Genomic DNA, 26639 nt, shown 5'->3' with positions numbered 1-26639 from the left:
GGATATCGCGGGCAGGATGCTGGCGTGGTGAAAGGTAAGCGCATGCTTATGGGCGTGCTCGGCGCCTGCTTTTTCCTTTCTGCCTGCGGTGAAGCCCAGAAGCCGCAGGCGCAGGAGCCGCGCCCGGTGCGCACCGTCGTCGCCACCAACCGCGCGGCGAGCGACGCCGTGAGCCTCACCGGCGTGGTGGAGGCGCAGAACGAGGCCACCTACGGCTTCCGCATCTCCGGCCGCATCATCGACCGGCTGGTGAATGTGGGCGATCGCGTCACCGCCGGCCAGGTGCTCGCCCGCCTCGATCCGCAGGACGAGCAGAATGCGCTGCGCTCGGCGCAGGCGGCGCTCGGCGCGGCCAATGCCAACCTCACCCAGACCCGCAACCAGTATGAGCGCCAGCGCCAGCTCCTCGCCCGCGGCTTCACCCCGCGCGCCCAGTATGAGCAGGCCGAGCAGGCGTTCCTGAACGCCCGCGCGCAGGTGGACGACGCGGAAGCGCGCCTGCAGATGGCCGAGGACCGCCTCGGCTTCACCGAGCTGAAGGCCGATAGCGCCGGCGTCGTCACCCAGCGCCGGGCCGAGCCGGGCGAGGTGGTGCAGGCCGGCCAGCCGGTGATCGAGGTGGCACGCCAGGACGGCCGCGACGCGGTGTTCGACGTGCCCGCCGCGCTGCTGTCCGGCATCCCCGGCGATCCCGAGGTGACGGTGGCCCTCGCTACCGATCCCGCCATCACCGCCACCGGCCGCGTGCGCGAGGTGGCCCCGCAGGCCGATCCGGTGACGCGCACCTTCCGCGTCCGTGTCGGTCTCAACAATCCGCCGGAGGCGCTGCGCCTCGGCACCACGGTGGTCGGCCGGGTGATGGTGGACCGCGGGCCGGTGGTGGAAATCCCGGCCAGCGCCCTCACCCGCCTCAACGACAAGCCCGCCGTGTGGGTGGTGGACCCCAAGTCCCAGACGGTGGCGCTGCGCACCATCGAGGTGCTGCGCTTCGGCCCGGCGTCCGTCAGCGTCGGCGAGGGGCTGAAGCCCTCCGAGATCGTGGTGACGGCGGGCGTGCAGGCCCTGCACCCGGGCCAGAAGGTGCGCCTGCTCGCCACCCCGGCGGGAGCCAGCCTGTGAGCGGCGGCTTCAACCTTTCAGCCTGGGCGCTGAAACACCGATCCGTCATCCTCTATCTCATGGCCATCTCCGTGGTGGCCGGCGTGATGGCGTTCCGCAATCTCGGCCGGGCGGAAGACCCGACCTTCGTCATCAAGACCATGGTGGTGCAGGCCAACTGGCCCGGCGCCACGCTGGAGGAGACGTTCAAGCAGGTGACGGAACGCCTTGAGCGCAAGCTCCAGGAGACGCCGCAGCTCAACTTCCTGGAAAGCTACACCAAGCCCGGCGTCACCACCGTGTTCGTGCACCTGAAGGGTTCGGCCACCGCCTCCGAGGTGCCGGACATCTGGTATCACGTGCGGAAAAGCATCGCCGACATCCGCCACACCCTGCCGCAGGGCATCGTGGGGCCGTTCTTCAACGACGAGTTCGGCGACACCTTCGGCATCATCTACGGCTTCACGGCGGACGGCTTCTCCCATCGCGAGCTGCGCGACTATGTGGAGGAGGCGCGCTCCGAGCTGCTGCACGTGCCGGACGTGTCGAAGATCGAGATCCTCGGCGCGCAGGACGAGCGCATCTTCATCGAATTCTCCATGGCCGAGCTGGCAAGCCTCGGCATCGACCGGCAGGCGGTGCTCTCGGCGCTGGCGGCGCAGAACATCGTGCGCCCCTCGGGAGAGATCCAGACCGGCAAGGAGAACATCTCCATCCGCGTTTCCGGCGCCTTCGCCTCGGAAGCCGACATCGCCAACGTGAATCTGGCGGTGAACGGGCGGCTGATCCGCCTCGCCGACATCGCCACCATCCGCCGCGGCTTCGCCGATCCGCCCCAGCCCATGTTCCGGGTGAACGGCAAGGATGCCATCGGCCTCGCCATCGCCATGCGCGACGGCGGCGACATCCTCGCCATGGGCGCCAACATCGACCGCGCCATGAGCCGCATCCTCGCCAACATGCCCGTGGGCATCGACGCGACGCTGGTGGCCGATCAGGCGGTGACGGTGAAGAGCGCCATCTCCGAATTCATGGAGAGCCTGTGGCAGGCGGTGGGCATCATCCTCGTGGTGTCGTTCATCGCGCTCGGGGTGCGGGCGGGGGCCATCGTGGCGCTCGCCATCCCGCTCACGCTGGCCATCGTGTTCGCGCTGATGCAGCTCGCGCATATCGACATGCAGCGCATCTCACTGGGCGCCCTCATCATCGCGCTGGCGCTGATGGTGGACGACGCCATGACCACGACGGACGCGACGCTGACGCGCCTCGCGGCCGGCGACGATCCGCCCACCGCCGCCTCCTACGCCTTCAAGGCCTATGCGGCGGCCATGCTCGCGGGCACGCTGGTGACGGTGGCGGGCTTCGTGCCGGTGGGCTTCGCCGCCTCCTCGGCGGGCGAATACACTTTCACCCTGTTCGCTGTGGTGGGCATCGCCCTCCTCGTCTCGTGGATCGTGGCGGTGCTGTTCGCGCCGCTCCTCCAGGTGCTCATCCTGCGCGCGCCGGCGAAGGACAAGATCCCCGATCCCGACGCCCCTCCGAAGGGCGTGATGGGGATGTACCGCGCCTTCCTCATCCTGTGCCTGCGCCTGCGCTGGGTGACGCTCGCCGTCACCGCCGGCCTGTTCGTGCTCTCGGTGCTGGCGCTGCCGCTGATCCCGCGGCAGTTCTTCCCCTCCTCCGACCGGCCCGAGCTGCTGGTGGACCTCGCCTCGCCGCAGAACGCCTCCATCTACGCCTCGCAGAGCGTCGCCGAGGCGTTCGACAAGGTGCTGGCCAATGATCCGGACGTGGCCCGCTGGTCCACCTATGTGGGCCGCGGCGCCATCCGCTTCTATCTGCCCCTCGACGTGCAGTTGCCCAACGACTTCTTCGCCCAGAGCGTGATCGTGGCCAAGGATGTGGCGGCGCGCGAGCGGCTGCGCGTGAAGCTGGAGAAGGTGCTCGCCACCGACTTCCCGCAGCTCGTGGCGCGCATCTCGCCGCTGGAGCTGGGGCCGCCCGTGGGCTGGCCGGTGCAGTATCGCGTCTCCGGCCCGGAGATCGAGAAGGTGCGCGCCATCGCCTTCGACCTCGCCAAGGTGATGGCCGAGAACCCCGAGGTGGAGACGGTCAACTACAACTGGATCGAGCCCGCCCGGCAGGTCTCCATCCGCGTGGACCAGGACGAGGCGCGCCTGCTCGGCCTCTCCACCGCGCAGCTGGCCGGCGTGCTCAACACCGTGCTCTCCGGCCAGCCGGTGACGCAGGTGCGCGACGACATCTATCTCGTCAACGTGGTGGCCCGCGCCACCGACGAGGAGCGCGTGTCGCTGGCCTCCCTCGCCACCCTCCAGGTGCCGCTGCCCAACGGCCGCACCGTGCCCCTCTCGCAGATCGCCACCTTCGAATACGGGCAGGACTATCCCGCCATCTGGCGGCGCGACCGGGTGCCCACCCTCACCGTCCAGTCGGACGTGAAGCGCGGCGTGCTGCCCGAGAGCGTGGTGGAGAAGCTCGATCCGAGGATCGAGGCGCTGCGCCGCACGCTGCCGGCCGGCTACGCCATCACCACCGGCGGCACGGTGGAGGAGAGCGCGTCCTCCCTCGCCTCTGTCGTCGCCGTGGTGCCGGTGATGCTGCTGCTCATGTTCACCGTGCTGATGTTCGAGCTGAAGAGCTTCCAGCGGCTCGTCATCGTGCTGTCGGTGGCGCCGCTGGGCCTCATCGGCGTGGTGGCGGCACTGCTCGCCTCCGGCCGGCCGCTGGGCTTCGTCGCCATTCTCGGCGTGCTGGCGCTCATCGGCATGATCACCAAGAACGCGGTCATCCTCATCGGCCAGATCGAGGCGGACCGCGCGGCGGGCAAGACCGTATGGGATGCGGTGGTCTCCGCCTCCTCCATGCGCTTCCGGCCCATCATGCTCACAGCAGTGTCCACCGTGCTCGGCATGATCCCCATCGCGCCCACCGTGTTCTGGGGGCCCATGGCCTTCGCCATCATGGGCGGATTGCTGGTGGGCACGCTGCTCACCCTCATCTTCCTGCCGGCGCTTTATGTGGCGTGGTTCGGACCCGACACCGGGCCGGAGCGCGTCGCGGGCGCGGGAAAGACAGCGCCGGCCAAGACGCAGCCGGCCTGACCGGCACGCGGATGGCGGGCCTGCCCCGCCGCCGCCAAGGATCAAGAACACAGACGACCCGAGGATCGCCCGCCCACGCCAAACGGCGACAGGCCCGCACCAGATGCGGCCTGCTTGTGAATGAGGTCTCAGATGGAACGGGAACCGGTACTCGTCGATCTCGCCCTGCAGGGCGGCGGCTCCCACGGGGCCTTCACCTGGGGGGTGCTCGACCGGCTCCTCGACGAGCGCTGGCTCGAGATCGAGGGCGTCTCCGGCACCTCGGCGGGCGCCATGAACGCCGCCGTGCTGGCGGACGGCTTCGCCGCCGGCGGCCGCGAGGGCGCCAAGCTCGCCCTTGAGAGCTACTGGACCCACGTCTCGGAGGCCGCGCGCTTCAGCCCGTTCAAGCGCTCGCCCTTCGACAAGATGCTCGGCCGCTGGTCCATGGACACCGCGCCGGGCTTCCTGATGATGGATTTCATGACGCGCATGTTCTCGCCCTACCAGTACAATCCCCTGGGCGGGAATGCGCTTGCGCCGATCCTCGAAAAGCAGATCGACTTCGACCGCCTGCGCTCCTCCCCGATCAAGGTGTTCATCACCGCGACCAACGTGCGCACCGGCCGCCCGCGCGTGTTCCGCAATGCCGAGATCACCCCCGACGTGCTGATGGCCTCGGCCTGCCTGCCCACGCTGTTCCAGGCGGTGGAGATCGACGGCGAGGCCTATTGGGACGGCGGCTATTCCGGCAACCCGACGCTGGCGCCGCTGGTGAGCGAGCTGAAGTCCGACGACACCATCCTCGTGCCCATCAACCCGCTAGAGCGGCCGGGCACGCCCAAGACGCCGGGCGAAATCCTCAACCGCCTCAACGAGGTGTCGTTCAACTCGGTGGCGATCAAGGAGCTGTACATGATGGCGCTGCTCCAGCGCCACGTGCACGAGCTTTCCGGCGACTCGGAAGCCTGCAACTGGGCGCGGATGCGGGTGCATGTGGTGCGCAACCCCATCATGAACGAGCTGGGCTTCTCCTCGAAGCTCAATGCCGAATGGGATTTCCTCACCTGGCTGAGGGACGAGGGGCGCAAGGCCGCAGACCTTTTCCTGACAGAGCACGGCGCCGACATCGGCAAGGCCTCCACCGTCAATTTCGACCAGCTGATGGCGGAGCTCTGATCCATGGGTCTCATCGGCATTCTGGTCGGCCTCGCCGTCCTCATCTTCCTGGCCTTCCGCGGCTCCTCCATCCTCATCCTCGCGCCCATCGCGGGCCTGATCGCGGCCGCCTTCTCCGGCGAGCCGCTGCTGGCGAGCTGGACGCAGACCTTCATGCGCAACGCGGCGGATTTCGTCGCGCAATTCTTCCCGCTGTTCCTGCTGGGGGCAGTATTCGGCAAGCTGATGGAGGATTCCGGCTCGGTCACCTCCATCGCCAACTACATGACGGAAAAGCTCGGCCCCAGCCGCGCCATCCTCGCGGTGGTGCTGGCCGGCGCCATCGTCACCTATGGCGGCGTGTCGCTGTTCGTCGCCTTTTTCGTGCTGGCCCCCATGGGCGTCGCGCTGTTCCGCGCGGCCGGCGTGCCGCGGCGGCTGATGCCGGCGGCCATCGCGCTCGGCACCTCCACCTTCACCATGTCGGCCATGCCCGGCACGCCCTCCATCCAGAACGCCATCCCCATGCCATTCTTCGGCACCACGCCGTTCGCGGCACCCGGGCTCGGCATCATCGCCTCGCTCATCATGCTGGGCTTCGGCATGTGGTGGCTGAAGCGGCGGGAGAATGCGGCCCGTGCCGCCGGCGAGGGCTTCGGCTCGCTCATCGCCGCGCCGGACGAGAGCGCGGACCTCGCGGCGGACGACCCCATCGTGCGAGAGCGCGCCTCGACGGCCGGCCCGTTCGATCCCTCCGAGATCCATTCCAGCGATGAATCTCCCCGCGCGCCACCGATCCTGCTGGCGGCGCTGCCCATCGTGGTGGTGATCGTCGTCAACCTGCTCATGTCCTTCGTGGTGCTGCCGCGCATGGACGTGAGCTTCCTCGCCGATCCCCAGTGGGGCGGCGTGACGCTCTCGGCGGTGGGCGGCGTGTGGTCGGTGATCGTGGCGCTGGCGGCGGCCATCGTCACCTGCATCATCATCAACTTCACCAGCGTGCCGGAGCTGCGCGCCACCATGACGGCGGGCGCCAACGCCTCGGTGCTGCCCATCCTCTCGGTCGCGAGCCTCGTCGGCTTCGGCGCCATCGTGGCGGCGCTGCCCGCCTTCACCGACGTGCGCAACTTCGTGCTGGGCATCGAGGGCGGGCCGCTGGTGTCGCTGGCAGTGGCCACCAACATCCTCGCCGCCCTCACCGGCTCGGCCTCCGGCGGCCTCACCATCGCCCTCGACGCGCTCGGGCCGACCTACATGAAGATCGCCCACGAGATCGGCATGGACCCGTCCCTCATGCACCGCGTCGCCGTCATCGGCTCCGGCACGCTGGACAGCCTGCCCCACAACGGCGCAGTGGTGACACTGCTCTCCGTGTGCGGCGTGACCCACAAGGAAGGCTACCTCGACATCGTGATGGCCGCCGTGGTGGGCGCCCTCATCGCGCTGGCCGTGGTGATCGGGCTCGGCACGCTGGTCGGCAGCTTCTGAGCGGAAGGGGACGAGGCGATGCGCAAGGCGATCGTACGGCTGGTGACGCTGAGCCGCTGGGCCATGGTGCCGCTGTTCGCGGGGCTCTCGGTGGCGCTCGCCTTGCTCGTCGTCGCCTTCCTTCTGGAACTCGTGCGCTTCGCCATCGCCCTGCCGAGCATGAACGAGACGCACGTCATCATGGGCATCCTCACCCTCATCGACCTTGCCCTGGTGGGCGGGCTGCTGGTGGTGGTGATCTCCTCCGGCTACGAGAATTTCGTCGAGAAGATCGACCGCGCCGACACGCCCTCCTCGCCGGTCTGGATGACGCGCATCTCCTTCTCGGGGCTGAAGCTGAAGCTGTTCGCCTCGCTCATGGCCATCACCGGCATCACGCTCCTGAAGGCGCTGATGCGGCTGGAGACGGACGTGAGCGAGGCGCAGGTGAAGTGGCTGGTGGTCGCCAACATCATCTTTGTCGCCGCCTACGCCGTTCTGGCGCTGACCGACCGCTTCCACCCCTCCTCGCGCGAGGATTGAGGGGGGCGAGCCCGCCGCGCAGAGCGGCCCCACCCCTGCCCCAGCGTCACGTTCCAGCCGCGGCAAAGGCGCGCGATGTCTGGACTGGCGCGGCAAAATCGCTAATTTCGCGCCGCCGCCGGGCCGCAACCGCCACCCGGCAACCACCATTTCAAGCCGAACCTCATTTGCGGCAGCTCATTTCCGCGCGGGTTCGCCTGTTGACCGCCGAAGGACGTCGCGCCCCGTGACCCAAAACGCCCCCCAGCTTTCCCTGTCCCGCGACAAGATCAAGGTGCTGCTCCTCGAAGGCGTCAACGACAGCGCCGTCGAGATGATGCTCGCCGCCGGCTACACCAACCTCACCCGCCTGCCCAAGGCGCTGGACGGGGAGGCGCTGAAGGAGGCGCTGAAGGGCGTCTACCTGCTCGGCATCCGCTCGCGCACCCAGATCACCGCTGATGTGCTGGAGGCGGCCGACCGCCTCATCGCCATCGGCTGCTTCAGCGTGGGCACCAACCAGGTGGACATCGACGCCACCCGCATCGCCGGCATCCCGGTGTTCAACGCGCCCTTCTCCAACACCCGCAGCGTGGCGGAGCTGGTGATCGGCGAGATCGTGATGCTGCTGCGCCGCATCCCCAACCGCTCCGCCGCCGCCCATGAGGGCCTGTGGGACAAGTCGGCCACCGACAGCCACGAGGTGCGCGGCAAGACGCTGGGCATCATCGGCTACGGCAACATCGGCTCGCAGCTCTCCAACCTCGCCGAGGCGATGGGCATGCGGGTGATCTATTACGACCACACCGACAAGCTCCGTCACGGCAACACCGAGCCGGTGGCGACCATGGCCGAGGTGCTCTCCCAGAGCGACGTGGTGAGCCTGCACGTGCCGGAGACCCCCGCCACCCACGGGCTGATCGGCCGCGCCGAGATCGCCGCCATGAAGAAGGGCGCCTATCTCATCAACAACAGCCGCGGCACGGTGGTGGACCTCGACGCCCTCGCCGACGCGCTGAAGGAAGGCCGGCTGCGTGGTGCGGCGGTGGACGTGTTCCCCGTTGAGCCCAGCGCCAACGGCCAGAAGTTCGTCTCCCCGCTGCAGGGCCTGCCCAACGTCATCCTCACCCCGCACATCGGCGGCTCCACCGAGGAGGCGCAGGAGCGCATCGGCGCCGAGGTGGCCCGCAAGCTGCTCGACTACTCGGACACCGGCTCCACCATGGGCGCGGTGAACTTCCCGCAGGTGCAGCTGCCGGCGCGTCCCACCGGCACCCGCTTCATCCAGGTGCAGCGCAACCTGCCCGGCATGCTCGGCCGCCTCAACGAGGTGCTGGCCCGCCACGCGGTCAACATCGCCGCGCAGTACTACGAGACCAATGCCGACATCGGTTATGTGGTGCTCGACGCGGATGCCTCCGCCGTGGACAGCCAGGCGATCCTCGCCGACATCCGGGCGCTGGAAGGCACCATCCGCGCCCGCCTGCTCTACGAATACAAGGCCTGAGCCCGGCACCAACGACAAAAGACCCGCCGGCCGCGCCGGCGGGTCTTCGATCCGGAAAGATGTCCCGCCCGGTCAGAACTTGTAGTTCACGCCGGCCTTGAAGGTCTGGATCTTGCTGTCCACCGAGCCGGCGCCGATGGTGCCGTTGACCGTGTCGAGGACGGCATAATTGTAGTTGCCGAGATCGACGTAGAGATATTCGGCCTTCACCGTCCAGTTGTTGGTCACCGCGAACTCGCCACCGGCGCCGACCGTCCAGCCCCAGGTGGTGGCGGCGCTGGAGGCGTTGACGATGCCCGCCGGATTGGTGACCGTGGCCTCGAAGACGCTGCGGCCATAGGCGGCGCCGCCCGTCACATAAGGCAGGAAGCGGTCGATGGCATAGCCGAGGCGCGCCCGGACCGTGCCGAAATAGGTGAGCGACGGCCCCGCGGTGAAATTGCCCACGGTCCCGGAGCTGTCGAGCGTCGCCAGCTCGCCCTTGATGCCGGACCATTGCAGATCGGTCTCGACGCCCAGCACGACGTTGTTGGCGAACTGGTAATTGTAGCCGACCTGGCCGCCGGCGAAGAAGCCGGAGGAGGTCAGCGAGGCCTGGTCGTAGCTGGTGAAGACGCCGCCATTGGAGGTGACGCCGGTGGCCGTGGGCTCGCCGCCGCCGTAGCCCACGTTGCCGCCGATATAGAAGCCGGTCCAGGAGAAGACCTTCGTCGGAACGGCCTTCACCGGATACTTCATGGCGAGGTCCGCCGCGCCGGCCGCGACAGGAAGGGCCGCGAGCGCGGCGACGCTGATGAGGGAAAGGATGTGACGATGCATGGCTCGGGTTCCGAACGACAATAGACGGCTCAAGCGCTGCGCGCGGGCCGAAGGAGCCCGACGGGAAAGCGCTGCGGAATCCGGCGCGACATCAGCGCGAAACCAGCTTTCGTCCCGCGACATCTTCGCGAAGACCTGGAATGCCTTGCGGCCCGCCCTGCACTGAACGCCGATCCGAATGGGGGGATTTTTCCCCATCATGGTTAAGAATGACCTAAGGCACGCGGCGGTGCGGGCGAAACCTGTCCTTCTTTCGTCTCATGCGTGCGAATACATGCGCCGGCCCGGCACCGGCAGATCGGCGGTGAGGATGGTGCCGGTCTTCGATTCGGTGATGAAGAGCGTCCTGTTGTCCGGCCCGCCGAAGGCGCAATTGGTGGTGAGATGGCCCTCCGGCGACTTGATGCGCAGCATCGGCTCGCCAAGGGCACTGAACAGCCAGACCGAGCCGAGGCCCATGTGGCAGACGACGAGGTTGTCCTCCTCGTCGATGGCGAGGCCGTCCGGCCCGCCGCCGCCCGAAAGCTGGATGAAGGTGCCCACCTTGCTCGCCGTGCCGTCGCGCATCAGCGGCACGCGCCAGATGGCGTTGGCCCGCGTCACCGCGAGGAAGAGAACCGTCTCGGTCTTGTTGAGCACGAGGCCGTTGGGGCTCGGGATGCCCTTCAGCACCAGGTCGAGCCGCCCGTCGGCGGTCAGGCGATAGAGGCAGCCGGAGGGGTCATGCCAGCCGGTCTGGCCCTGGTCGGTGAAATAGAGGTCGCCGTTGCTCGCGAAGATGAGGTCGTTCACGCCCTTGAAGCGCTGGAGCATCGCCCGTTCGAGATAGGGCTCCACCCGGCCGGTGGCGGGATCGAACACCATGATGCCGTGCCGGTGGTCGGCGATGAAGCCGCGCCCGTCCTTGTGGAACTTCAGGCCGTTGGGCTCGCCGTCATACTCCGCCTCGACGCTGACCTTCCCCCGCGGCGTCACCTTGATGAGCCGCCCCCACGGGATGTCCACGACCCACAGATTGCCCGCGCGATCGAAGGAGGGGCCTTCAAGGAAGGTGGTCAGCGGCACGCCCCCGAACTGGACCTCGCTCCACTCGGAGCGGCGGCCCTCGATCCTGAGGGCATCGGGCATCACCACGAACGGGCGGGCGACCACGGCGGGCGGGGCGGCGTACATGCGTTTCCTCCTCGCGCGTCCGGCTGCGGGCACACCGGCAGCCATTCTCCTCTGCGGGCGGTCGCGCGCTTGAGCTTTGCCTTCGGTTCTACACGTCCGGAGGGCCGACGTGTAGCCGGATGAGCGGCCGTATCCGTGTTGCCCGGGCACGCCAGCGCCGCCGCACGTACGCCGAATGTCCCTTGCCAGCGGGCCGGTTTGCCTGCGTTCATACGGCCACGCTTGGCCGGATCAACGGCGCGGCGACAGGGGGATCGTCCATGGATTTCAGGCGTTCGGAACGAGGCGTCTTCCACGCCTTCGCACTGGGCCTTGCGGCAGCCCTCGCTTTGTCGACACCGGTGCGGGCGGCCGAAAGCCTCGACCTCTATCTCGAAGGCGTGCGCGCCAAATACGGCCTGCCGGCTCTGGCCGCCGTCGTCACCCGCTCGGGCGAGATCATCGCGGCGGGGGCCGTGGGCAAGCGCGCCATCGGCCTCGACATCCCGGTGACGGTGGAGGACCGCTTCCATCTCGGCTCCGATACCAAGGCCTTCACCGCCACCGTCGCCGGAACGCTGGTGGAGGAAGGCAAGGTCAAGTGGACGAGCACGCTCGGCGAGGTGCTGGGCGGCAAGGTGAAGGACATGGCCCCGAAGCTCGCGGCGGTGACGCTGGAGCAGCTTCTCTCCCACACCAGCGGCATCCCCTCCGACAACGAGGAGATCGTCGGCATCTATTTCAATCCGGTGGGCTTCGAGAAAACCACCACCGCCTTGCGCCTCGACGCGCTGGAGCGCTGGAAGACGCACGCCCCGGAGGTGCCCAAGACCGGCTCGCCGTTCCAGTATTCCAACCTCGGCTACATCTTCGCCGGCGCCATGCTGGAAGAGGTTTCCGGCAAGCCGTGGGAGCGCCTGGTGGAAGAGCGCATCTATGCGCCGCTCGGCCTGAAGAGCGCCGGCTTCGGCCCGCAGGCCACCTTCGGCAAGTATGACGCGCCCATCGGCCACATGCTCGACGACAAGGGCAACGCCACGCCCATGGCCTGGGGGCCCTCGGCGGACATTCCGCCCGTGGTCGGCCCGGCCGGCATCGGCCACATGTCGGTGCTGGACTTCGCCCGCTGGGGCGACTGGAACGCGGGCCAAGGCAAGCGCGGTCCGCACATCGTCTCGCCGGAGACACTGGCCGTCATCCACAAGCCCCGCGTCACCACCCCGCCGTTCAAGGACCCGCCCCCCGGCACCCCCTCCACCGGCGACTACGCCTTCGGCTGGGGCGTGGTGAAGCTCGACTGGACCAAGACGCCGGTGCTCACCCACAACGGCTCCAACAGCATGAACTTCGCCAAGATCCTGGTGGAGCCGGCGAGCGACATGTCGGTGGAGGCCCTCACCAACTATCCCGGCCAGAAGGCCGAGGCCGCCACCACCGAAGTGCTGAAGCACCTCTACGGGCAGTTCGCCCCGAAGTGAGAGGCGCACGGTTCCCGGGACAAGCGACGACGCAGCCGGAGCGCTGATCCGGGGTCCAGCGCAAGGCTGCCGCAAAGCCGTCATCGCCCGGCTAGTCCGGGCGATCCACGGTGGGGCCGGGTCGATCTTCCGGACATTGCTCCAGCGGCGCGGTGGATCGCCCGGACGAGCCGGGCGATGACCAGCGGATATGATCGCACGGGCTTCCCTCCCGCCTCGCATTCCGCCGGCGCAACATGCATCCCGGACGCGAGGACGCCGCCCCCTACCTCCCCACTCCCTTGATCTCGATCAACGCTCTTCAGCCGGCTAAGGCCCATGTTTTCACGCGGTTTTTCAGCCGCGGATGGCGCGCGCCTCGGCGCCGAAGGAGCACAGCATGGCGAGCAACGACGACCTCCCGCCCGCGGCCGGCACCGATGCCATTCCCGCCGAGATGGAGCGCTCGCTGGCCGAGGAGCGCCAGCTGGCGGCGCAGGAGGCGGAACTGTCCGCCGTCGCCGCCTTGTCGGCCTCCCTTGAAGCGGCCCAGCCCACCACGGCGGCGGGCGTGGACGACGTGAAGGCCGGCATCGCCGCCATCCTCGCCGGAGCCTCGCCCGACGACGCCGTGCGGCTGCGCAAGTCGCTGGGCATGCCCAAGCCCACGGGCCATCCGCGCGTGACCAGCGACGAGCTGTCCGACGACTGGCGCACCGGCGGCTATCCCTTCAAGTACAAGATGCTGCGGCGGGACTACGAGCAGCAGAAGTTCATCCTCCAGACCGAGCTTCTCAAGCTCCAGTCGTGGGTGAAGGATTCCCGCCAGCGGGTCATCATCCTGTTCGAGGGCCGCGACGCGGCCGGCAAGGGCGGCGCCATCAAGCGCTTCATGGAGCACCTCAATCCGCGTGGCGCGCGGGTGGTGGCGCTGGAGAAGCCCAGCGAGGTGGAGCGTGGCCAGTGGTATTTCCAGCGCTATGTGGAGCACCTGCCCACCACCGGCGAGATCGTGATGTTCGACCGCAGCTGGTACAACAGGGCCGGCGTCGAGCGGGTGATGGGCTTCTGCACGGATGACGAATACCGCGAGTTCCTGCGGCAGGCGCCGGAGTTCGAGCGCAACCTCGTGCGCAGCGGCATCCACCTCATCAAGTTCTGGTTCTCGGTGAGCCGGGAGGAGCAGCGCCGCCGCTTCAAGGAGCGCAAGGTGCATCCGCTCAAGCAGTGGAAGCTCTCGCCCGTGGATCTCGCCTCCCTCGACAAGTGGGACGACTACACCCGCGCCAAGGAAGCCATGTTCTTCCACACCGACACGGCGGATTCGCCCTGGACGGTCATCAAGTCCGATGACAAGAAGCGCGCCCGCATCAATGCCATGCGCTACGTGCTGCATTCCCTGCCCTACAAGGACAAGGACCAGAAGCGCATCGGCCCGCTGGAGACGCTGCTGGTGGGCCGCGCCAACACCGTGCACGAGCGCGGCGAGTATGTGATGGGCGGGCGCTAGACCATTTTCACGCGAAGTGGATTTCGGGTCGCGTGAAGGACATGGGTCGCGTTGAAAACCTGAGGCCTTTCCGGCGAACCGGAATGGCTTCGGGCACACGACGCAACGGCACCCCGCGCCGCGGAACGCGGGGCGCGCCACGGCATGCCGCCGGTGGTGTCGGAATGACTTGTCTCGCCGACGGCATCGACGGTATGTCCTGTGCGGGCGCTGCCTTTTTCGCGCGGCGCCGGGGCCGCCCGAGGCATGGATAACACCACGCGTTCCGAACGCACGAAGGCCGCCGTCATCGAGGCGGCCCTCGCCATCATCGCCCGCGACGGCGCCGGCCGCCTCACCCTCGATGCCATCGCCAAGGAGAGCGGCGTCAGCAAGGGTGGGCTGCTGCACCAGTTCCCCAACAAGCGTGCCGTGCTTGCGGCCCTGCTGGAGTATCAGGCGGACTACTACACGCAGTTCGCCGAAGCCTTCGTGGCGGAGCACGGCGCGGCCTACGCCGAGCCGGCGCTCGCTGCGCAGATCGCCGTGTTCCGGGAGATCGTGAAGGGCTCGAACTCCATCGCGTTCGCCATCCTCGGCGTGGCGTCGCAGGAGCCGGCCTTCATGAGCCCGGTGCGCGAGCGCGACGAGCAGACCATCGCGCTCATCGTCAGCCAGGCGAGGGATTCCGGACGCTCGTTGGCCCGCCTGTTCTCCGCCCGCGGGCTCGCCCTCTCGGCCATGCTGGGCACCTGCCCGCTGGGGGACGTCGAGCGCGACCGGATGTTCGAATACCTGCTCGACGATCGAAACTGGCCAGCCGAGCCCCCCGCCCCCGCGGAAGCCGACAAGCCGCGGCGCTCCCGCCGGACCACCCCCTGACCTGCGCAGGCGGCGTCCGGCTTCCCCGGACACCGCGATTCCATCCCTGGACACCGTTGCGACGGACCAAGATACCGGGGCGAAAATATTTCGGATAAAAACCGTCCAGACGGTTTGTTGTCAGATCAATCTGAGCTAGACTGCTGGGGTGATTGCAGCCCGTTGCCGGAGCCTCTGACCGAAATCGGACCTCGTACCGATGCGGTGGCCTCCACGAACGGCAAAGCTGCCTCCCTCCGCCGGCGTGGCCGCAAACACCGCTGGTGGGGACAAGAGCTGCGGGCGGCATTGCCGCCCCCTTGCGCCGTCCGCAGCTCCCCCCTTCAAAGCTTCCATACAAGATCGCGATCTCGGTCAAAGCCCGCCGGGCCGGTGCCGCGCGCAATGACGCGCGTCGCCTGCCCCCGCGCAGGCGGCTCGCCTTTTGTCGGAATGTGGAGTAGAAATAAGATATCCACATCTCATAGATGCGGAATAGGGCGGTGTCCCTGCGCCGTCCGTTGCGTCGCGTTGGGACCGAAGAGCGAAGACAAGATGAGCCTGACCCATCTCCAGCGCCTCGAGGCGGAGAGCATCCACATCATGCGCGAGGTCGTCGCCGAGGCCGAGCGCCCGGTGATGCTCTATTCGGTGGGCAAGGATTCGGCGGTGATGCTGCATCTTGCCAAAAAGGCCTTCTTTCCCTCCCCGCCGCCCTTCCCGCTGCTCCACGTGGATACCACCTGGAAGTTCCGCGCCATGTACGAGCTGCGCGACGAGGCCGCGCGCGACGCCGGCATGGACCTCCTCGTCCACCAGAATCCGGAAGCGCTGGAAAAGGGCATCAACCCCTTCGACCACGGCCCGCTCCACACCGACATGTGGAAGACGGAAGGCCTGAAGCAGGCGCTGGACAAGTGGGGCTTCGACGCGGCCTTCGGCGGCGCCCGCCGCGACGAGGAGAAGAGCCGCGCCAAGGAACGCGTCTTCTCCTTCCGCTCCGCCAACCACCGCTGGGACCCGAAGAACCAGCGGCCGGAACTCTGGCACCTCTACAACGCCCGCAAGAACAAGGGGGAGAGCATGCGCGTCTTCCCCATCTCCAACTGGACCGAGCTTGATATCTGGCAATACATCCACCTCGAAGGCATCCGCATCGTGCCGCTATATTTCGCCGCCCCGCGCCCCACCGTGGAGCGCGACGGCCTGATCCTGATGGTGGATGACGACCGCTTCCCGCTGCGCCCCGGCGAGGAGCCGCAGATGCGATCCGTGCGCTTCCGCACGCTCGGCTGCTACCCGCTCACCGGCGCGGTGGAGAGCACGGCCGACACCCTGCCGCAGGTGATCCAGGAAATGCTGCTCACCACCACCTCCGAACGGCAGGGCCGCGCCATCGACAAGGATGCCGGCGGTGCCGGCATGGAGAAGAAGAAGCAGGAGGGGTATTTCTGATGAGCGCGCCCCTCGATCCCGTCTACAAGACCGACGCCCTCATCGCCGAGGACATCGACCGTTATCTCGATGTCCACCAGCACAAGACCATGCTGCGCTTCATCACCTGCGGCAGCGTGGACGACGGCAAGTCCACCCTCATCGGGCGGCTGCTCTACGATTCCAAGATGATCTTCGAAGATCAGCTCGCCGCGCTGGAGGCCGATTCCAGGAAGGTCGGCACGCAGGGGCAGGAGCTGGACTTCGCGCTCCTCGTGGACGGCCTCGCCGCCGAGCGCGAGCAGGGCATCACCATCGATGTGGCCTACCGCTTCTTCGCCACCGAGAAGCGCAAGTTCATCGTCGCCGATACCCCCGGCCACGAGCAATACACCCGCAACATGGTCACGGGCGCCTCCACCGCCGACCTTGCGGTGATCCTCGTGGATGCGCGCAAGGGCGTGCTGACCCAGACGCGGCGGCACTCCTACCTCGCCCACCTCATCGGCATCAGCAACATCGTGCTGGCGGTGAACAAGATGGACCTCGTGGGCTACAGCCGCGAGGTGTTCGAGCAGATCGTCGCCGACTACCGCGCGTTCGCTACCTCCATCGGCATCACGGATTTCGTCGCTTTGCCCATCTCCGGCTTCAAGGGCGACAACATCACCACCCTCTCCCCCAACACGCCGTGGCATTCCGGCCCGACGCTGATGGCGCATCTGGAGAGCGTGGAGATCGACGCCGCCCATGACGCGCAAAAGCCGTTCCGCATGGCGGTGCAGTGGGTCAACCGGCCCAACCTCGACTTCCGCGGCTTTGCCGGCCTTATCTCCTCCGGCACGGTGAAGCCGGGCGATGCCATCCGCGTCCTGCCCTCGGGCAAGACCAGCACGGTGGCGCGCATCGTGACGCTGGACGGCGATCTTGCCGAGGCCGTGGCCGGCCAGTCCGTCACCCTGTGCCTCGCCGACGAGATCGACTGCTCGCGCGGCGACGTGATCGCGGCGGCGGAGGCCCCGGTGCAGGCGGCCGACCAGTTCGAGGCGGTCATCGTGTGGATGGACGAGCAGCCCATGCTGCCGGGCCGCCCCTACTGGCTGAAGCTCGGCACCCAGACGGTGTCCGCCACCATCACCGAGCCCAAGTATCAGGTGAACGTCAACAACATGGACCATCTGGCGGCGAAGACGCTGGAGCTGAACGCCATCGGCTCCTGCAACATCGCCACCGACCGGCGCATCCCGTTCGAGCCCTATGCGGAGAACCGCGAGCTGGGCGGCTTCATCCTCATCGACAAGATGACGAATGCCACCGTCGGCGCGGGCATGATCCACTTCGCGCTCAGGCGATCGGACAACGTCCACTGGCAGGCCACCGACATCTCCCGCGAGCACCATGCCGCGCTGAAGAACCAGAAGCCGGCGGTGGTCTGGCTCACGGGCCTGTCCGGCGCGGGCAAGTCCACCATCGCCAATCTGGTGGAGAAGAAGCTCGCCCGGATGAACCGACACACCTTCCTGCTCGACGGCGACAATGTGCGCCATGGCCTCAACAAGGACCTCGGCTTCACCGCCGCCGACCGGGTGGAGAACATCCGTCGCGTGGGCGAGGTGGCGAAGCTGATGACCGATGCCGGCCTCATCGTCATCACCGCCTTCATCAGCCCGTTCCGCGCCGAGCGCGACATGGTGCGCGGCATGATGCAGCCGGGCGAATTCTTCGAGGTGTTCATCGACACGCCGCTGGCCGAGGCCGAGCGGCGCGACGTGAAGGGCCTCTACAAGAAGGCCCGCGCGGGCCAGCTCAAGAACTTCACCGGCATCGACAGCCCGTATGAAGCCCCCGCCGCTCCCGAGCTGCGCGTGGACACCACCGCCATGGATGCCGAAGCCGCCGCCGAGGCCATCGTGCGGATGCTGATCCCGTGAGCAAAGGTCATTCCCTCGGCCCCGGTCCTTGACCGGTGCCGGGTGGGTTGGCGCTCAAGCGCCGCGCGGGCTTGGTCAAAGGCCCATGAGGTTACTCATGGGCCTTTGCTCAGACCGGCCCCGCCTCCTCCATCCGCACTTCCTTGAGCTTCTTGATGCCGAGCAGGCTCAGGGCGGCGTTCTCGTAGAAGGTCTCGCTCACGCCCTGCCGCACCTTGTGCAGGAAGTAGCGCTCGAATCCGACCTTGGCGGTATGGACCCACGCGCCCTGCGACGACCAGTTGACGTTGCGCGGCGGGATCTGCGGCTGGGCGATGAAGGCGATTCCGCCGTCGCCGAAATCGGCAAGGCACACCGCGTTCCACGTCGCCACCGCCCGCGGCTTTTCTCCCGCTAGCAGCGCGGCGATGTTGGCGGCGGTGGCCGTGACCATGGATTCGATCATGAAGCCGGTCTTGGGCACGCCCACCGGCAGCGGCGTCTTGCCCATGGGCGGGATGGCGACGCACACGCCGATGGCGAAGATGTTCGGATAGGCCGGGTTCTGCTGGTGCCGGTCCACGATGATGAAGCCGCGGGGATTGGAGAGCCCCTCATGGCCGGACACCGCCGGCACGCCACGGAAGGCGGGCAGGATCATGGAGAAGGCGAAGGGCAGATCGTGGGTCGCCTTCACGCTCGCATCCTCGTTCACCTCCTCCACGCTCATGCGGCCGGCCTCCACGCGGGCGACGCGGGCATTGGTGATCCACTTGATGTGCTTCTCGCGCAGCGCGCCCTCCAGAAGGCCCTTGGTGTCACCCACGCCGTCGAGGCCGAGATGGCCGATATAGGGCTCGGGCGTCACGAAGGTCATGGGCACGCGGTCGCGGACCTTGGCCTTGCGCAAGGCGGCATCGAGGATGAAGGCGAATTCATAGGCCGGCCCGAAGCAGGAGGCGCCGGCCGCCGCCCCGACCACGATCGGCCCCGGTGACCGCACCAGCGCATCGAAGGCGGTGCGCGCGTGGGCGGCATGGTCGGTGAGGCAGACGGAATGGGTATGGCCGGCGGGGCCGAGCCCCTCCACCTCGTCGAAGGCGAGGTCGGGGCCGGTGGCGATGACGAGATAATCGTAGTCGAGCGTCGCGCCGTCGTTCAGCTCGATGGAATTGGTCTTCGGATCGAGCCGTTTCGCGCCCATGGGCATGAGGCGGATGCCGCGGGACTGGAAGACCTTGGTGAGGTCCACCGTGATCTCCTCCGGCTTGCGCCAGCCCACCGCGACCCACGGATTGGAGGGCACGAAGCTGTAGGTGGAGCCCTTGTTGACCACCACAACCTCGTGCTTCGCCCCCACCTTCTCCTTCATCTCGTAGGCCATGATGACGCCGCCGAGCCCGGCGCCGAGGATGACGATCCGCGACATGGTTTCCTCCAATTGGTGCGCCCGCTGGTCCTGCCGGCGGATGCCGGGCACGCTCGGGACCTGTTGACCCCACGTCGCGCCTCTTGACATTCAAGAATTAGAATTTCATTTTTTTGAATGTCAAGGGATTTGGACGTCGTCACGACGCCGTCAAGGAGGAACCCCATGAGCGAGATCGCACAGGCCCGGGGCGGGTCCGGTTCAGGCTTCGCCTGTTCGCTGAAGGCCAAGGCGTGGTCGCCCTACGTGGCCGGCATTCTCATCGGCCTTCTGCAGGTGCCGGCCTTCCTGCTCATCGAGACGGCGCTCGGCGCCTCCTCGTCCTATGTCACCGTCGGCGGCATCGCCGCGTCGTGGATCGACCCGGCCGTGACCAACATCGACTATGTGGCCAAGCACATCGCCGCCACCGGCAAGAACTGGTGGCAGGTGGCGCTGGTGATCGGCGTCGCCATCGGCGCGTTCCTCTCCATGCGCATCTCCGGAGCCCGCCGCCAGCCGATCTCGCCCATCTGGTCGCGGGCGCTCGGCACGTCGAGCCCCGGCGTGCGCTATGCGGTGGCGTTCGGCGCCGGCTTCGTGATGCTGTTCGGCGCCCGTGTCGCCGATGGCTGCACCTCCGGCCATGGCCTGTCCGGCATGGCCCAGCTTGCCGTGTCCTCCACCGTCGCCGTCGCCGCCATGTTCGCCGGCGGCATCGCCACCGCCCTCCTCCTGCTGCGCCGCATCTGACGCCGAACACCGGCAAGGAGAAACGCCATGTCTCTCGTCCAATCCATCGTCATCGGCCTGCTCATGGGCACGGTGTTCGGCGTCGCCCTCGAAAAGTCCCGCGTGTTCGAGCCGGGCATGATCGTGGGACAGATGCAGTTCCGCAATTTCATCATGCTCAAGGTCTTCCTCACCGCCGTCGCCACCGGCGCGCTGGTGATCGCGGCGCTGCACGGCTTCGGCCTCGTGAAGCTCGCGCCCAAGGCCACATTCTATGCCGCCGACGTGGTGGGCGGGCTCATGCTCGGTGCCGGCATCGCGCTGGCCGGCGCCTGCCCGGGCACGGTGCTTGCGCAGGTGGGGGTGGGCTATCGCGACGCCCTGTTCACCCTCCTCGGCGGCATCGCCGGCGCCACCGCCTTCGGCTATGCCGAGCCGGTGCTGAAGCCGGTCCTCGCCGCCTCCGGGCCGGGCAAGATCACCTTCATGGACCTCACCGGCCTCTCCTATCCGGTGATGGCCGTCGGCCTCGCCGCGGTGCTGGTGCTGATCCTCGTGGGGCTGGAGATGTGGCGGCCGTGGCGCGCCGATCTCGGTGCCGACGTGGACGGCGACTTCGGCCCCGCCGCGCCGGCGAAGACCACGCGCTCCCACCTCGAACCGGCGGAGTGATCCCCATGTCCGCGCCACGCATCGTCATTCTGGGCTCCGGCTTCGCGGCGCTGACCGCCGTGCGCGAGCTGCGACGGCGGCCCGTCGGGGCGGACATCACGGTGGTGTCGCCCAACCCCGTGCTCACCTATCTGCCGAGCCTCATCTGGGTGCCGGCAGGGCTGCGGCGGGCGGAGGACCTGACGATCCCGCTCACAGGCTTCTTCGCCCGCCACGGCGTCCGCCACATCGCCGCGACGGTGGAGCAGGTGACGGACGGCGGGCGACGCGTCCACACCAGCGGCGGCGTCATTGAGAACGACGTGCTGCTCATCGCCACCGGCGGGCGCTATATCCGCAAGCTGCCGGGCATCGAGAACGCCTTCATCCCCTGCGAAGGCATCGCCGTGGCGGAAGCCCTGCGCCTGCGCCTCGCGGCCCTCGCGCGTGGCACCATTGCCGTGGGGTTCGGCGCCAATCCGCAAGAACCCTCGGCGGTGCGCGGCGGGCCCATGTTCGAGTTCCTGTTCGGCCTCGACACCCTGCTGCGTCGGCAGGGCCGGCGGGAGGCCGTGGATCTGGTCTTCTTCAACGCCTCCACCCAGCCCGGCCAGCGCCTTGGCCCGAAGGCCGTCGGCGGGCTCCTGAAGGAGATGGAGCGGCGCGGCATCAAGACCTACCTCGGCCACAAGCCGCTGCGCTTTGCGCCCGACAGGGTGGTGACGGAGGGCGGCGAGATTCCCGCCGACCTGATCCTCTTCATGCCCGGCCTCACCGGACCGGCATGGCTGTCGGAGAGCTGCCTGCCGCTCTCGCCCGGCGGCTTCGTCGCGGCCGATGCCACCTGCGCGGTGCAGGGTCTCGACGATGTCTACGTGGCGGGCGACGCGGGCTCCTTCCCCGGCCCGGACTGGATGCCCAAGCAGGCCCACCAGGCCGACCTGCAGGCCCGCGCCGCCGCCCGCAACATCGCCGCCGCCCTCGCCGGCCGGCCGGAGCGGGAGACCTTCCGGCCGGAACTCGTCTGCATCGTCGACACGCTGGATGCGGGGATGCTGGTGTTCCGCGACACGCGGCGCAACTTCGCCTTGCCCCGGCTCGGCCCGCTGCACCATGTGAAACGGATGTTCGAGGCCCACTACCTCAGCGCCTATCGCGCCGCCTGAGGCGGGTGCCGCCCCTTTCGCACCGCACAAAGATGCATTAAGCCCCCGGGACGAACGATCCCCAGAGCCCCGGGTGCCCTTTTCCCATGATCCGCCTCGACAACATCAGCAAGCAGAACGGCCGGCAGCTCGTCTTTATCGAGGCGTCGGCGGCGCTGCTGAAGGGCGAGAAGGTGGGCCTCGTCGGCCCCAACGGCGCCGGCAAGACCACCTTGTTCCGCATGATGACCGGGCAGGAGACGCCGGACGAGGGCCAGGTCTCGGCTGATCGCGGCATCACCATCGGCTATTTCAGCCAGGACGTGGGCGAGATGTCCGGCCGCTCGGCCCTCGCCGAGGTGATGGACGGCGCCGGCCCGGTCAGCACCGTCGCCGCCGAGCTGAAGGAGATCGAGGCGGCGCTGGGCGATCCCGACCGCATGGACGAGATGGATGCCCTCGTCGAGCGCTACGGCGAGGTGCAGGGCCGTTTCGAGGAGCTGGGCGGCTATGCGCTGGAGGGCCGCGCGGCGGAGGTTCTCGCCGGCCTCGGTTTCTCCCAGGAGATGATGGACGGCGACGTGGGCAAGCTCTCCGGCGGCTGGAAGATGCGCGTGGCCCTCGCCCGCATCCTCCTCATGCGCCCGGACGTGATGCTGCTAGACGAGCCCTCCAACCATCTCGACATCGAGAGCCTGATCTGGCTGGAAAGCTTCCTGAAGGGCTTCGACGGCGCGCTGATGATGACATCGCACGACCGCGCCTTCATGAACCGCATCGTGAACAAGATCGTCGAGATCGACGCCGGCAGCCTCAACACCTATTCCGGCGACTACGAGTTCTACGCCGGCCAAAGGGCGATGAACGAGAAGCAGCAGCAGGCGCAATACGAGCGCCAGCAGGCCATGCTGGCCAAGGAGATCGCCTTCATCGAGCGCTTCAAGGCCCGCGCCTCCCACGCCGCGCAGGTGCAGAGCCGGGTGAAGAAGCTGGAGAAGATCGACCGGGTGGAGCCACCCCGCCGCCGCGAGGCGGTGGCCTTCGAGTTCGCCCCCGCGCCCCGCTCCGGCGAGGACGTGGCGAGCCTCAAGGGCGTCCACAAAAGCTACGGCAGCAAGGTCATCTACGAGGGGCTGGACTTCCACATCCGCCGCCGCGAGCGCTGGTGCGTGATGGGCGTCAACGGCGCCGGCAAGTCCACGTTGCTCAAGCTCATCGCCGGCTCCACCACGCCGGACGACGGCACGGTCAACGTCGGCGCCAGCGTGAAGATGGGCTATTTCGCCCAGCACGCCATGGACCTGCTGGAAGGCGAGCGCACCGTGTTCGAGACGCTGGAGGACGCCTTCCCGCAGGCCGGACAGGGCGCGCTGCGCACCCTCGCCGGCTGCTTCGGCTTCTCCGGCGACGATGCGGAAAAGCGCTGCCGCGTGCTCTCCGGCGGCGAGAAGGCGCGGCTCGTGATGGCCAAGATGCTGTTCGATCCGCCCAATTTCCTGGTGCTGGACGAGCCCACCAACCATCTCGACATGGCCACCAAGGAGATGCTGGTGGCCGCGCTGGCCGATTACGAGGGGACGATGCTGTTCGTCTCCCATGACCGGCACTTCCTCGCCGCCCTCTCCAACCGGGTGCTGGAGCTGACGCAGGACGGCATCCACCAGTACAATGGCGGCTATACGGAATATGTCGCCCGCACCGGCCAGGAAGCCCCGGGCCTGCGGAACTGAGGAACTGCGGGCAGCGGGGCGCTCACAGCGCCCGTTCGCCCGCCTCCATCACCTCGATCAGCGCCGGCACCACGGTGGCGCGCATCCTGCGGCCATAGAACAGGCCGAAATGGCCGGCGCCCGCGACGCTGACGTGGCGGTGCAGGGCGTCCGGCACGGCGCGGCACAGATCGTGCGCGGCCTCGGTCTGGCCGGGGGCGGAGATGTCGTCGTCCGTGCCCTCGACGGTCAGCAGCGCCCCGCGCAGCGCCTCGGCCCGCACCCTGTGTCCGGCGATCTCAAGCGTGCCATGGGCGAGCGCATTGTCGCGGAAGATGGTCGAAACGTTCTCCATGAAGAATTCCGCCGGCACGTCCATCATGGTCCAGCACAGCCGGGAGAGCGGAAAGCACAGCGGGTCGTCGCCATCGTCGAACAGCAGGCGCATGGGCAGTTCCCCGCCGGTGATGGACTGCCGCCAGAGGTAGAGGGCGAAGGTGTCGATCTGCCGCCACGCCGGGAACACGCGGCGCCCGGCGCCGGGCAGGCCCTGCGGCACCTCCTCCATCACCTGCGCCTCCAGCGCCTCCAGCGAGCGCTCCTGCAGCATCTTCCACAGGCGGGTGGGATTGCGCGCGGGGTCCATGGGTCCGCCCACAAGGCTGAGGCTCGCCGCCGGCGCGCCTTGCTCCGCCAGCAGGCAGGCGGCGGCGAAGGCGGGCAGCGCGCCCTGGCAGACGCCGACGATATGCACCGGCCCCGTCACCGCCAGCGCGCGGGCCATCTGCGCCGTCTCCAGGCAGTTCTCGGCGAAGCCGAAGCGGCCGGCACCGAGCGGCAGATAGCGCGCATTGGGCCATTCGGTGATGCCGACCCGTCCGGCCGCGGGCAACAGCGCGGCAACGAGGTCGCGCATCAGGAACGGGAAGCCGCCGGCGATGGGCGCCACCACCAGAACGTTCCGGGCGGGTGCCACGCCATCGCGGGCATGCTGCCGCGAGAACAGCCGCAGCCGGCCGAACGGGAGGCTGGCCGGCACCGTATCGCCCACCGTGCCGCTCGCCAGCCCGAATGCGCGATAGGCCTCCTCGGTCGCGCAGGGGAGCGGGTCGGCCGCTGCGGGACGGAAGGGACGCAGATCGTCAAGCCACATGAGGCGCGGTCCGTCCTTTGCGGTCCGGGTGGGGGCGACGGCCCATCATAGCCGAACGCCCCCGGCGCACCATGGCTGGTGGAGGAGATTCTAAGCCGGCTTCAGAGCGACGCGGCCGCGCGGGCGGCCTGATCGTAGTGGCCGGAGAGGGTGCGCATCAGCGCGGCGATCTCGGAGAGCCGGGCCGGATCGATGCCGGTCGCGGCCACCGCATCAGCGAGCAGCGCCTCGCGTACCTCGCGATAGCGCGCGCAGACGGCGCGGCCGGTGTCGCTCGCGGCCAGCGTCTTCTCCTTGCCGCGGCGGCCACCTTCCACGAGGCCGAGGCCCTGCAGCTTCTTCGCCGCATAGGTGACGAGGTGGGTATCCTCCACGTCGAGCACGAGGCAGAGGTCGGCGATGGTCTTGGGCCGGTCGCGATGGACCACGTGGTGCAGGATCAGCACGTCGAGGGCCGAGAGGTCCGGCACGCCGGCCGCCGCCATGCAGCGCACCATCCAGCGGCCGTAGGCGTGGGTGAGCATGTTGAGCCCGAACTCGAACTCCGACAGCGCCGGCAGCGCCCCGTCCGCGAGATGGGCGGAGGAGACGATGGAAGGGCCGGCCTTGCGACGGGCGGCACCCTCGGCGGCCCTGCTCTCTCCGGCCTTGCTCTCGCCGGCCTTTTTGGGGGTGTCCTTGGTCACGGGATCGATCCTGACGAGACGGTCCTGATTGGAGGACCGGGGGCGGGAGGGCCCGTCCCCGGTCCGCGCCTTCACTTCTTGTACGTGGCGATGATCTCCTGGCCCGCCGGGCCGGCCTTGGCGAGCCACGCCTCGGTGAGGGTTCCGCCGATCTTCTCGAAGCCGGCCTTCAGCTCGGGCGCGGGCGGAGCGACCTTCATGCCCTTGGCGGCGAGGATGTCCATATAGGCCTTGGTCTTCTCCTCGGAGAGCTTCCAGCCGCGGGCCTCGGCAGCGGCGGCGGCCTTCAGCACCGCCTCCTGGGTGGGCTTGTCGAGGGCGTCGAACGCCGCCTGGTTCACGAAGACGACGTTCTTCGGCAGCCAGGCCTGGATGTCGTAGAAATAGGGGATGCTCTCCCAGATCTTCACGTCGTTGCCGGTGGCGGACGAGGTGATGAGGGCGTTGACGACGCCGGTGGCGAGCGCCTGCGCCAGTTCCGCCTGCTGCACGGTGACGGACTGGGCGCCCACCGCCTCGCCGATGCGCGAGGTGCCGGCATTGTAGGCCCGCCACTTGGCGCCCTTCAGGTCGTCCACCTTGGCGACGGCGTTCTTGGAGAACAGGCCCTGGGGCGGCCACGGAACCGCGTAGAGCACCTTGATGCCCTGCGCCGCGAGCTTCTTCTCCACCGCGGGGCGGGAGGCGTCCCACAGCTTCTTCGACGCGCCGTACGAGGTGGCGAGGAAGGGCACCACGTCGATGCCGAAGATCGGGTCCTCATTCTCGTGGATGGAGAGGAGCACCTCGCCCGCCTGCACCTGCCCGGTGGCGACGGCGCGCTTGATCTCGGGCGCCTTGAACAGCACCGCGTTGGGCTGGAGCGTCACGGCGAGCTTGCCGCCGCTGGCCGCCTCCACGTCCTTGGCGAACTGGGCGAGGTTCTCGGTGTGGAAATTGTCGGCCGGATAGGCCGAGGCAAGGTTCCACTTGGTCTGCGCGGCGGCGGGCGCGGTGCTCGCCAGAGCGGCGAGGCCGGCGGCGAGGAGCGCGGGAGCAAGGGTGCGGAAAGGCGCCATGTCTGGTCTCTCTCTGGTTCCTGGGAAGGTCTCGAACGTGTTGCCCTCATCGCAGCGGCGCGGGTCTGCGACCTTCGCCGATGCGTTACGCTCATGTGCCGCGCGGACTGTGCCGAAGGCCC

At 68.3% G+C, this 26639-nt stretch carries 21 protein-coding genes; 15 read left to right on the top strand and 6 right to left on the bottom strand.

Annotation, left to right across the window (positions count from 1 at the left end):
* The first annotated feature begins 24 nt into the window (after positions 1–24).
* The 6 genes from EJ105_RS17680 to serA all read left to right on the top strand — a co-directional run bounded on the left by EJ105_RS17680 (position 25) and on the right by serA (position 8853).
* Complete coding sequence (locus EJ105_RS17680) at positions 25–1119, top strand: efflux RND transporter periplasmic adaptor subunit (RefSeq protein ID WP_245279279.1); 1095 nt, start codon at positions 25–27, stop codon at positions 1117–1119.
* Positions 1116–4220: an efflux RND transporter permease subunit gene (locus EJ105_RS17675; protein WP_250167375.1), complete on the top strand. Its 3105-nt coding sequence runs from the start codon at positions 1116–1118 to the stop codon at positions 4218–4220. The genes EJ105_RS17680 and EJ105_RS17675 overlap by 4 nt, the downstream gene beginning before the upstream one ends.
* Before the next feature lie 132 nt (positions 4221–4352).
* Positions 4353–5378 carry a patatin-like phospholipase family protein gene (locus EJ105_RS17670; protein WP_250167374.1) on the top strand — a complete coding sequence of 342 codons (1026 nt, stop codon included), beginning with the start codon at positions 4353–4355 and terminating at the stop codon, positions 5376–5378.
* Between the two features lie 3 nt (positions 5379–5381).
* A complete protein-coding gene (locus EJ105_RS17665; protein WP_029555839.1) occupies positions 5382–6845 on the top strand; it encodes a GntP family permease in 1464 nt (487 codons plus the stop codon).
* Positions 6846–6863: 18 nt separating this feature from the next.
* Complete coding sequence (locus EJ105_RS17660) at positions 6864–7367, top strand: YqhA family protein (RefSeq protein ID WP_029555840.1); 504 nt, start codon at positions 6864–6866, stop codon at positions 7365–7367.
* 226 nt (positions 7368–7593) lie between these two features.
* On the top strand, positions 7594–8853 hold the full coding sequence (serA, locus tag EJ105_RS17655; protein ID WP_250167373.1) for a phosphoglycerate dehydrogenase: 1260 nt from the start codon (positions 7594–7596) through the stop codon (positions 8851–8853).
* Between the two features lie 72 nt (positions 8854–8925).
* Here serA and EJ105_RS17650 read toward each other — a convergent pair whose 3' ends face one another.
* Together EJ105_RS17650 and EJ105_RS17645 are read right to left on the bottom strand one after the other, a co-directional pair.
* Complete coding sequence (locus EJ105_RS17650; protein ID WP_250167372.1) at positions 8926–9672, bottom strand: outer membrane protein; 747 nt, start codon at positions 9670–9672, stop codon at positions 8926–8928.
* Between the two features lie 258 nt (positions 9673–9930).
* Positions 9931–10845: an SMP-30/gluconolactonase/LRE family protein gene (locus EJ105_RS17645; RefSeq protein WP_250167371.1), complete on the bottom strand. Its 915-nt coding sequence runs from the start codon at positions 10843–10845 to the stop codon at positions 9931–9933.
* A gap of 260 nt (positions 10846–11105) precedes the next feature.
* Between EJ105_RS17645 and EJ105_RS17640 the strand changes: the two genes are divergently transcribed.
* From EJ105_RS17640 to cysN, 5 genes are all read left to right on the top strand, one after another.
* Entirely contained in the window at positions 11106–12302 is a 1197-nt protein-coding gene (locus EJ105_RS17640) for a serine hydrolase domain-containing protein (RefSeq protein ID WP_250167370.1), read from the top strand.
* A gap of 379 nt (positions 12303–12681) precedes the next feature.
* Positions 12682–13791, top strand: a complete 1110-nt coding sequence (gene ppk2 / locus EJ105_RS17635; protein ID WP_250167369.1) for a polyphosphate kinase 2 — start codon at positions 12682–12684, stop codon at positions 13789–13791.
* A 246-nt stretch (positions 13792–14037) separates the two neighbouring features.
* Positions 14038–14652, top strand: a complete 615-nt coding sequence (locus EJ105_RS17630) for a TetR/AcrR family transcriptional regulator (protein WP_250167368.1) — start codon at positions 14038–14040, stop codon at positions 14650–14652.
* Positions 14653–15186: 534 nt separating this feature from the next.
* Positions 15187–16086: a sulfate adenylyltransferase subunit CysD gene (gene cysD, locus EJ105_RS17625; protein WP_250167367.1), complete on the top strand. Its 900-nt coding sequence runs from the start codon at positions 15187–15189 to the stop codon at positions 16084–16086.
* The gene (gene cysN, locus EJ105_RS17620) at positions 16086–17996 is read left to right on the top strand and encodes a sulfate adenylyltransferase subunit CysN (RefSeq protein ID WP_250167366.1); all 1911 of its coding nucleotides are present in this window, start codon (positions 16086–16088) and stop codon (positions 17994–17996) included. The genes cysD and cysN overlap by 1 nt, the downstream gene beginning before the upstream one ends.
* Positions 17997–18105: 109 nt before the next feature.
* Here the strand turns inward: cysN and EJ105_RS17615 are convergent, their stop codons facing one another.
* A complete protein-coding gene (locus EJ105_RS17615; RefSeq protein WP_250167365.1) occupies positions 18106–19404 on the bottom strand; it encodes an NAD(P)/FAD-dependent oxidoreductase in 1299 nt (432 codons plus the stop codon).
* A gap of 165 nt (positions 19405–19569) precedes the next feature.
* Between EJ105_RS17615 and EJ105_RS17610 the strand changes: the two genes are divergently transcribed.
* The 4 genes from EJ105_RS17610 (at position 19570) to EJ105_RS17595 (ending at position 23641) form a co-directional block, all read left to right on the top strand.
* Positions 19570–20136 (top strand): YeeE/YedE thiosulfate transporter family protein, encoded by a 567-nt coding sequence (locus EJ105_RS17610; RefSeq protein ID WP_250167364.1) that lies wholly within the window; start codon positions 19570–19572, stop codon positions 20134–20136.
* Between the two features lie 27 nt (positions 20137–20163).
* Positions 20164–20787 carry a YeeE/YedE thiosulfate transporter family protein gene (locus tag EJ105_RS17605; RefSeq protein WP_250167363.1) on the top strand — a complete coding sequence of 208 codons (624 nt, stop codon included), beginning with the start codon at positions 20164–20166 and terminating at the stop codon, positions 20785–20787.
* A 5-nt stretch (positions 20788–20792) separates the two neighbouring features.
* Complete coding sequence (locus tag EJ105_RS17600) at positions 20793–21932, top strand: NAD(P)/FAD-dependent oxidoreductase (protein ID WP_250167362.1); 1140 nt, start codon at positions 20793–20795, stop codon at positions 21930–21932.
* A gap of 86 nt (positions 21933–22018) precedes the next feature.
* Positions 22019–23641, top strand: coding sequence for an ABC-F family ATP-binding cassette domain-containing protein (locus EJ105_RS17595; RefSeq protein ID WP_250167361.1), 1623 nt, complete (start codon positions 22019–22021; stop codon positions 23639–23641).
* A 22-nt stretch (positions 23642–23663) separates the two neighbouring features.
* Here the strand turns inward: EJ105_RS17595 and EJ105_RS17590 are convergent, their stop codons facing one another.
* From EJ105_RS17590 to EJ105_RS17580, 3 genes are all read right to left on the bottom strand, one after another.
* Complete coding sequence (locus EJ105_RS17590; RefSeq protein ID WP_250167360.1) at positions 23664–24773, bottom strand: alpha/beta hydrolase family protein; 1110 nt, start codon at positions 24771–24773, stop codon at positions 23664–23666.
* A gap of 101 nt (positions 24774–24874) precedes the next feature.
* Positions 24875–25468, bottom strand: coding sequence for a winged helix DNA-binding protein (locus tag EJ105_RS17585; protein ID WP_394042480.1), 594 nt, complete (start codon positions 25466–25468; stop codon positions 24875–24877).
* A 62-nt stretch (positions 25469–25530) separates the two neighbouring features.
* On the bottom strand, positions 25531–26517 hold the full coding sequence (locus EJ105_RS17580; protein WP_250167359.1) for a TRAP transporter substrate-binding protein: 987 nt from the start codon (positions 26515–26517) through the stop codon (positions 25531–25533).
* Between the last annotated feature and the right edge of the window lie 122 nt (positions 26518–26639).

This window comes from Xanthobacter aminoxidans, assembly GCF_023571765.1.
Classification (GTDB): Bacteria; Pseudomonadota; Alphaproteobacteria; order Rhizobiales; family Xanthobacteraceae; genus Xanthobacter; species Xanthobacter aminoxidans.
This window is presented reverse-complemented; position numbering and strand designations above follow the sequence as displayed.

What these genes read in the sequence shown, in the direction of transcription:
- cysN (WP_250167366.1), top strand. Translation starts at nt 16,086, where the DNA reads ATGAGCGCGCCCCTCGATCCCGTCTACAAGACCGACGCCCTCATCGCC.
- EJ105_RS17595 (WP_250167361.1), top strand. Translation starts at nt 22,019, where the DNA reads ATGATCCGCCTCGACAACATCAGCAAGCAGAACGGCCGGCAGCTCGTC.
- EJ105_RS17610 (WP_250167364.1), top strand. Translation starts at nt 19,570, where the DNA reads ATGAGCGAGATCGCACAGGCCCGGGGCGGGTCCGGTTCAGGCTTCGCC.
- EJ105_RS17630 (WP_250167368.1), top strand. Translation starts at nt 14,038, where the DNA reads ATGGATAACACCACGCGTTCCGAACGCACGAAGGCCGCCGTCATCGAG.
- EJ105_RS17600 (WP_250167362.1), top strand. Translation starts at nt 20,793, where the DNA reads ATGTCCGCGCCACGCATCGTCATTCTGGGCTCCGGCTTCGCGGCGCTG.
- EJ105_RS17660 (WP_029555840.1), top strand. Translation starts at nt 6,864, where the DNA reads ATGCGCAAGGCGATCGTACGGCTGGTGACGCTGAGCCGCTGGGCCATG.
- EJ105_RS17640 (WP_250167370.1), top strand. Translation starts at nt 11,106, where the DNA reads ATGGATTTCAGGCGTTCGGAACGAGGCGTCTTCCACGCCTTCGCACTG.
- EJ105_RS17670 (WP_250167374.1), top strand. Translation starts at nt 4,353, where the DNA reads ATGGAACGGGAACCGGTACTCGTCGATCTCGCCCTGCAGGGCGGCGGC.
- EJ105_RS17605 (WP_250167363.1), top strand. Translation starts at nt 20,164, where the DNA reads ATGTCTCTCGTCCAATCCATCGTCATCGGCCTGCTCATGGGCACGGTG.
- EJ105_RS17645 (WP_250167371.1), bottom strand. Translation starts at nt 10,845, where the DNA reads ATGTACGCCGCCCCGCCCGCCGTGGTCGCCCGCCCGTTCGTGGTGATG.
- EJ105_RS17580 (WP_250167359.1), bottom strand. Translation starts at nt 26,517, where the DNA reads ATGGCGCCTTTCCGCACCCTTGCTCCCGCGCTCCTCGCCGCCGGCCTC.
- cysD (WP_250167367.1), top strand. Translation starts at nt 15,187, where the DNA reads ATGAGCCTGACCCATCTCCAGCGCCTCGAGGCGGAGAGCATCCACATC.
- ppk2 (WP_250167369.1), top strand. Translation starts at nt 12,682, where the DNA reads ATGGCGAGCAACGACGACCTCCCGCCCGCGGCCGGCACCGATGCCATT.
- EJ105_RS17665 (WP_029555839.1), top strand. Translation starts at nt 5,382, where the DNA reads ATGGGTCTCATCGGCATTCTGGTCGGCCTCGCCGTCCTCATCTTCCTG.
- EJ105_RS17615 (WP_250167365.1), bottom strand. Translation starts at nt 19,404, where the DNA reads ATGTCGCGGATCGTCATCCTCGGCGCCGGGCTCGGCGGCGTCATCATG.
- EJ105_RS17590 (WP_250167360.1), bottom strand. Translation starts at nt 24,773, where the DNA reads ATGTGGCTTGACGATCTGCGTCCCTTCCGTCCCGCAGCGGCCGACCCG.
- EJ105_RS17650 (WP_250167372.1), bottom strand. Translation starts at nt 9,672, where the DNA reads ATGCATCGTCACATCCTTTCCCTCATCAGCGTCGCCGCGCTCGCGGCC.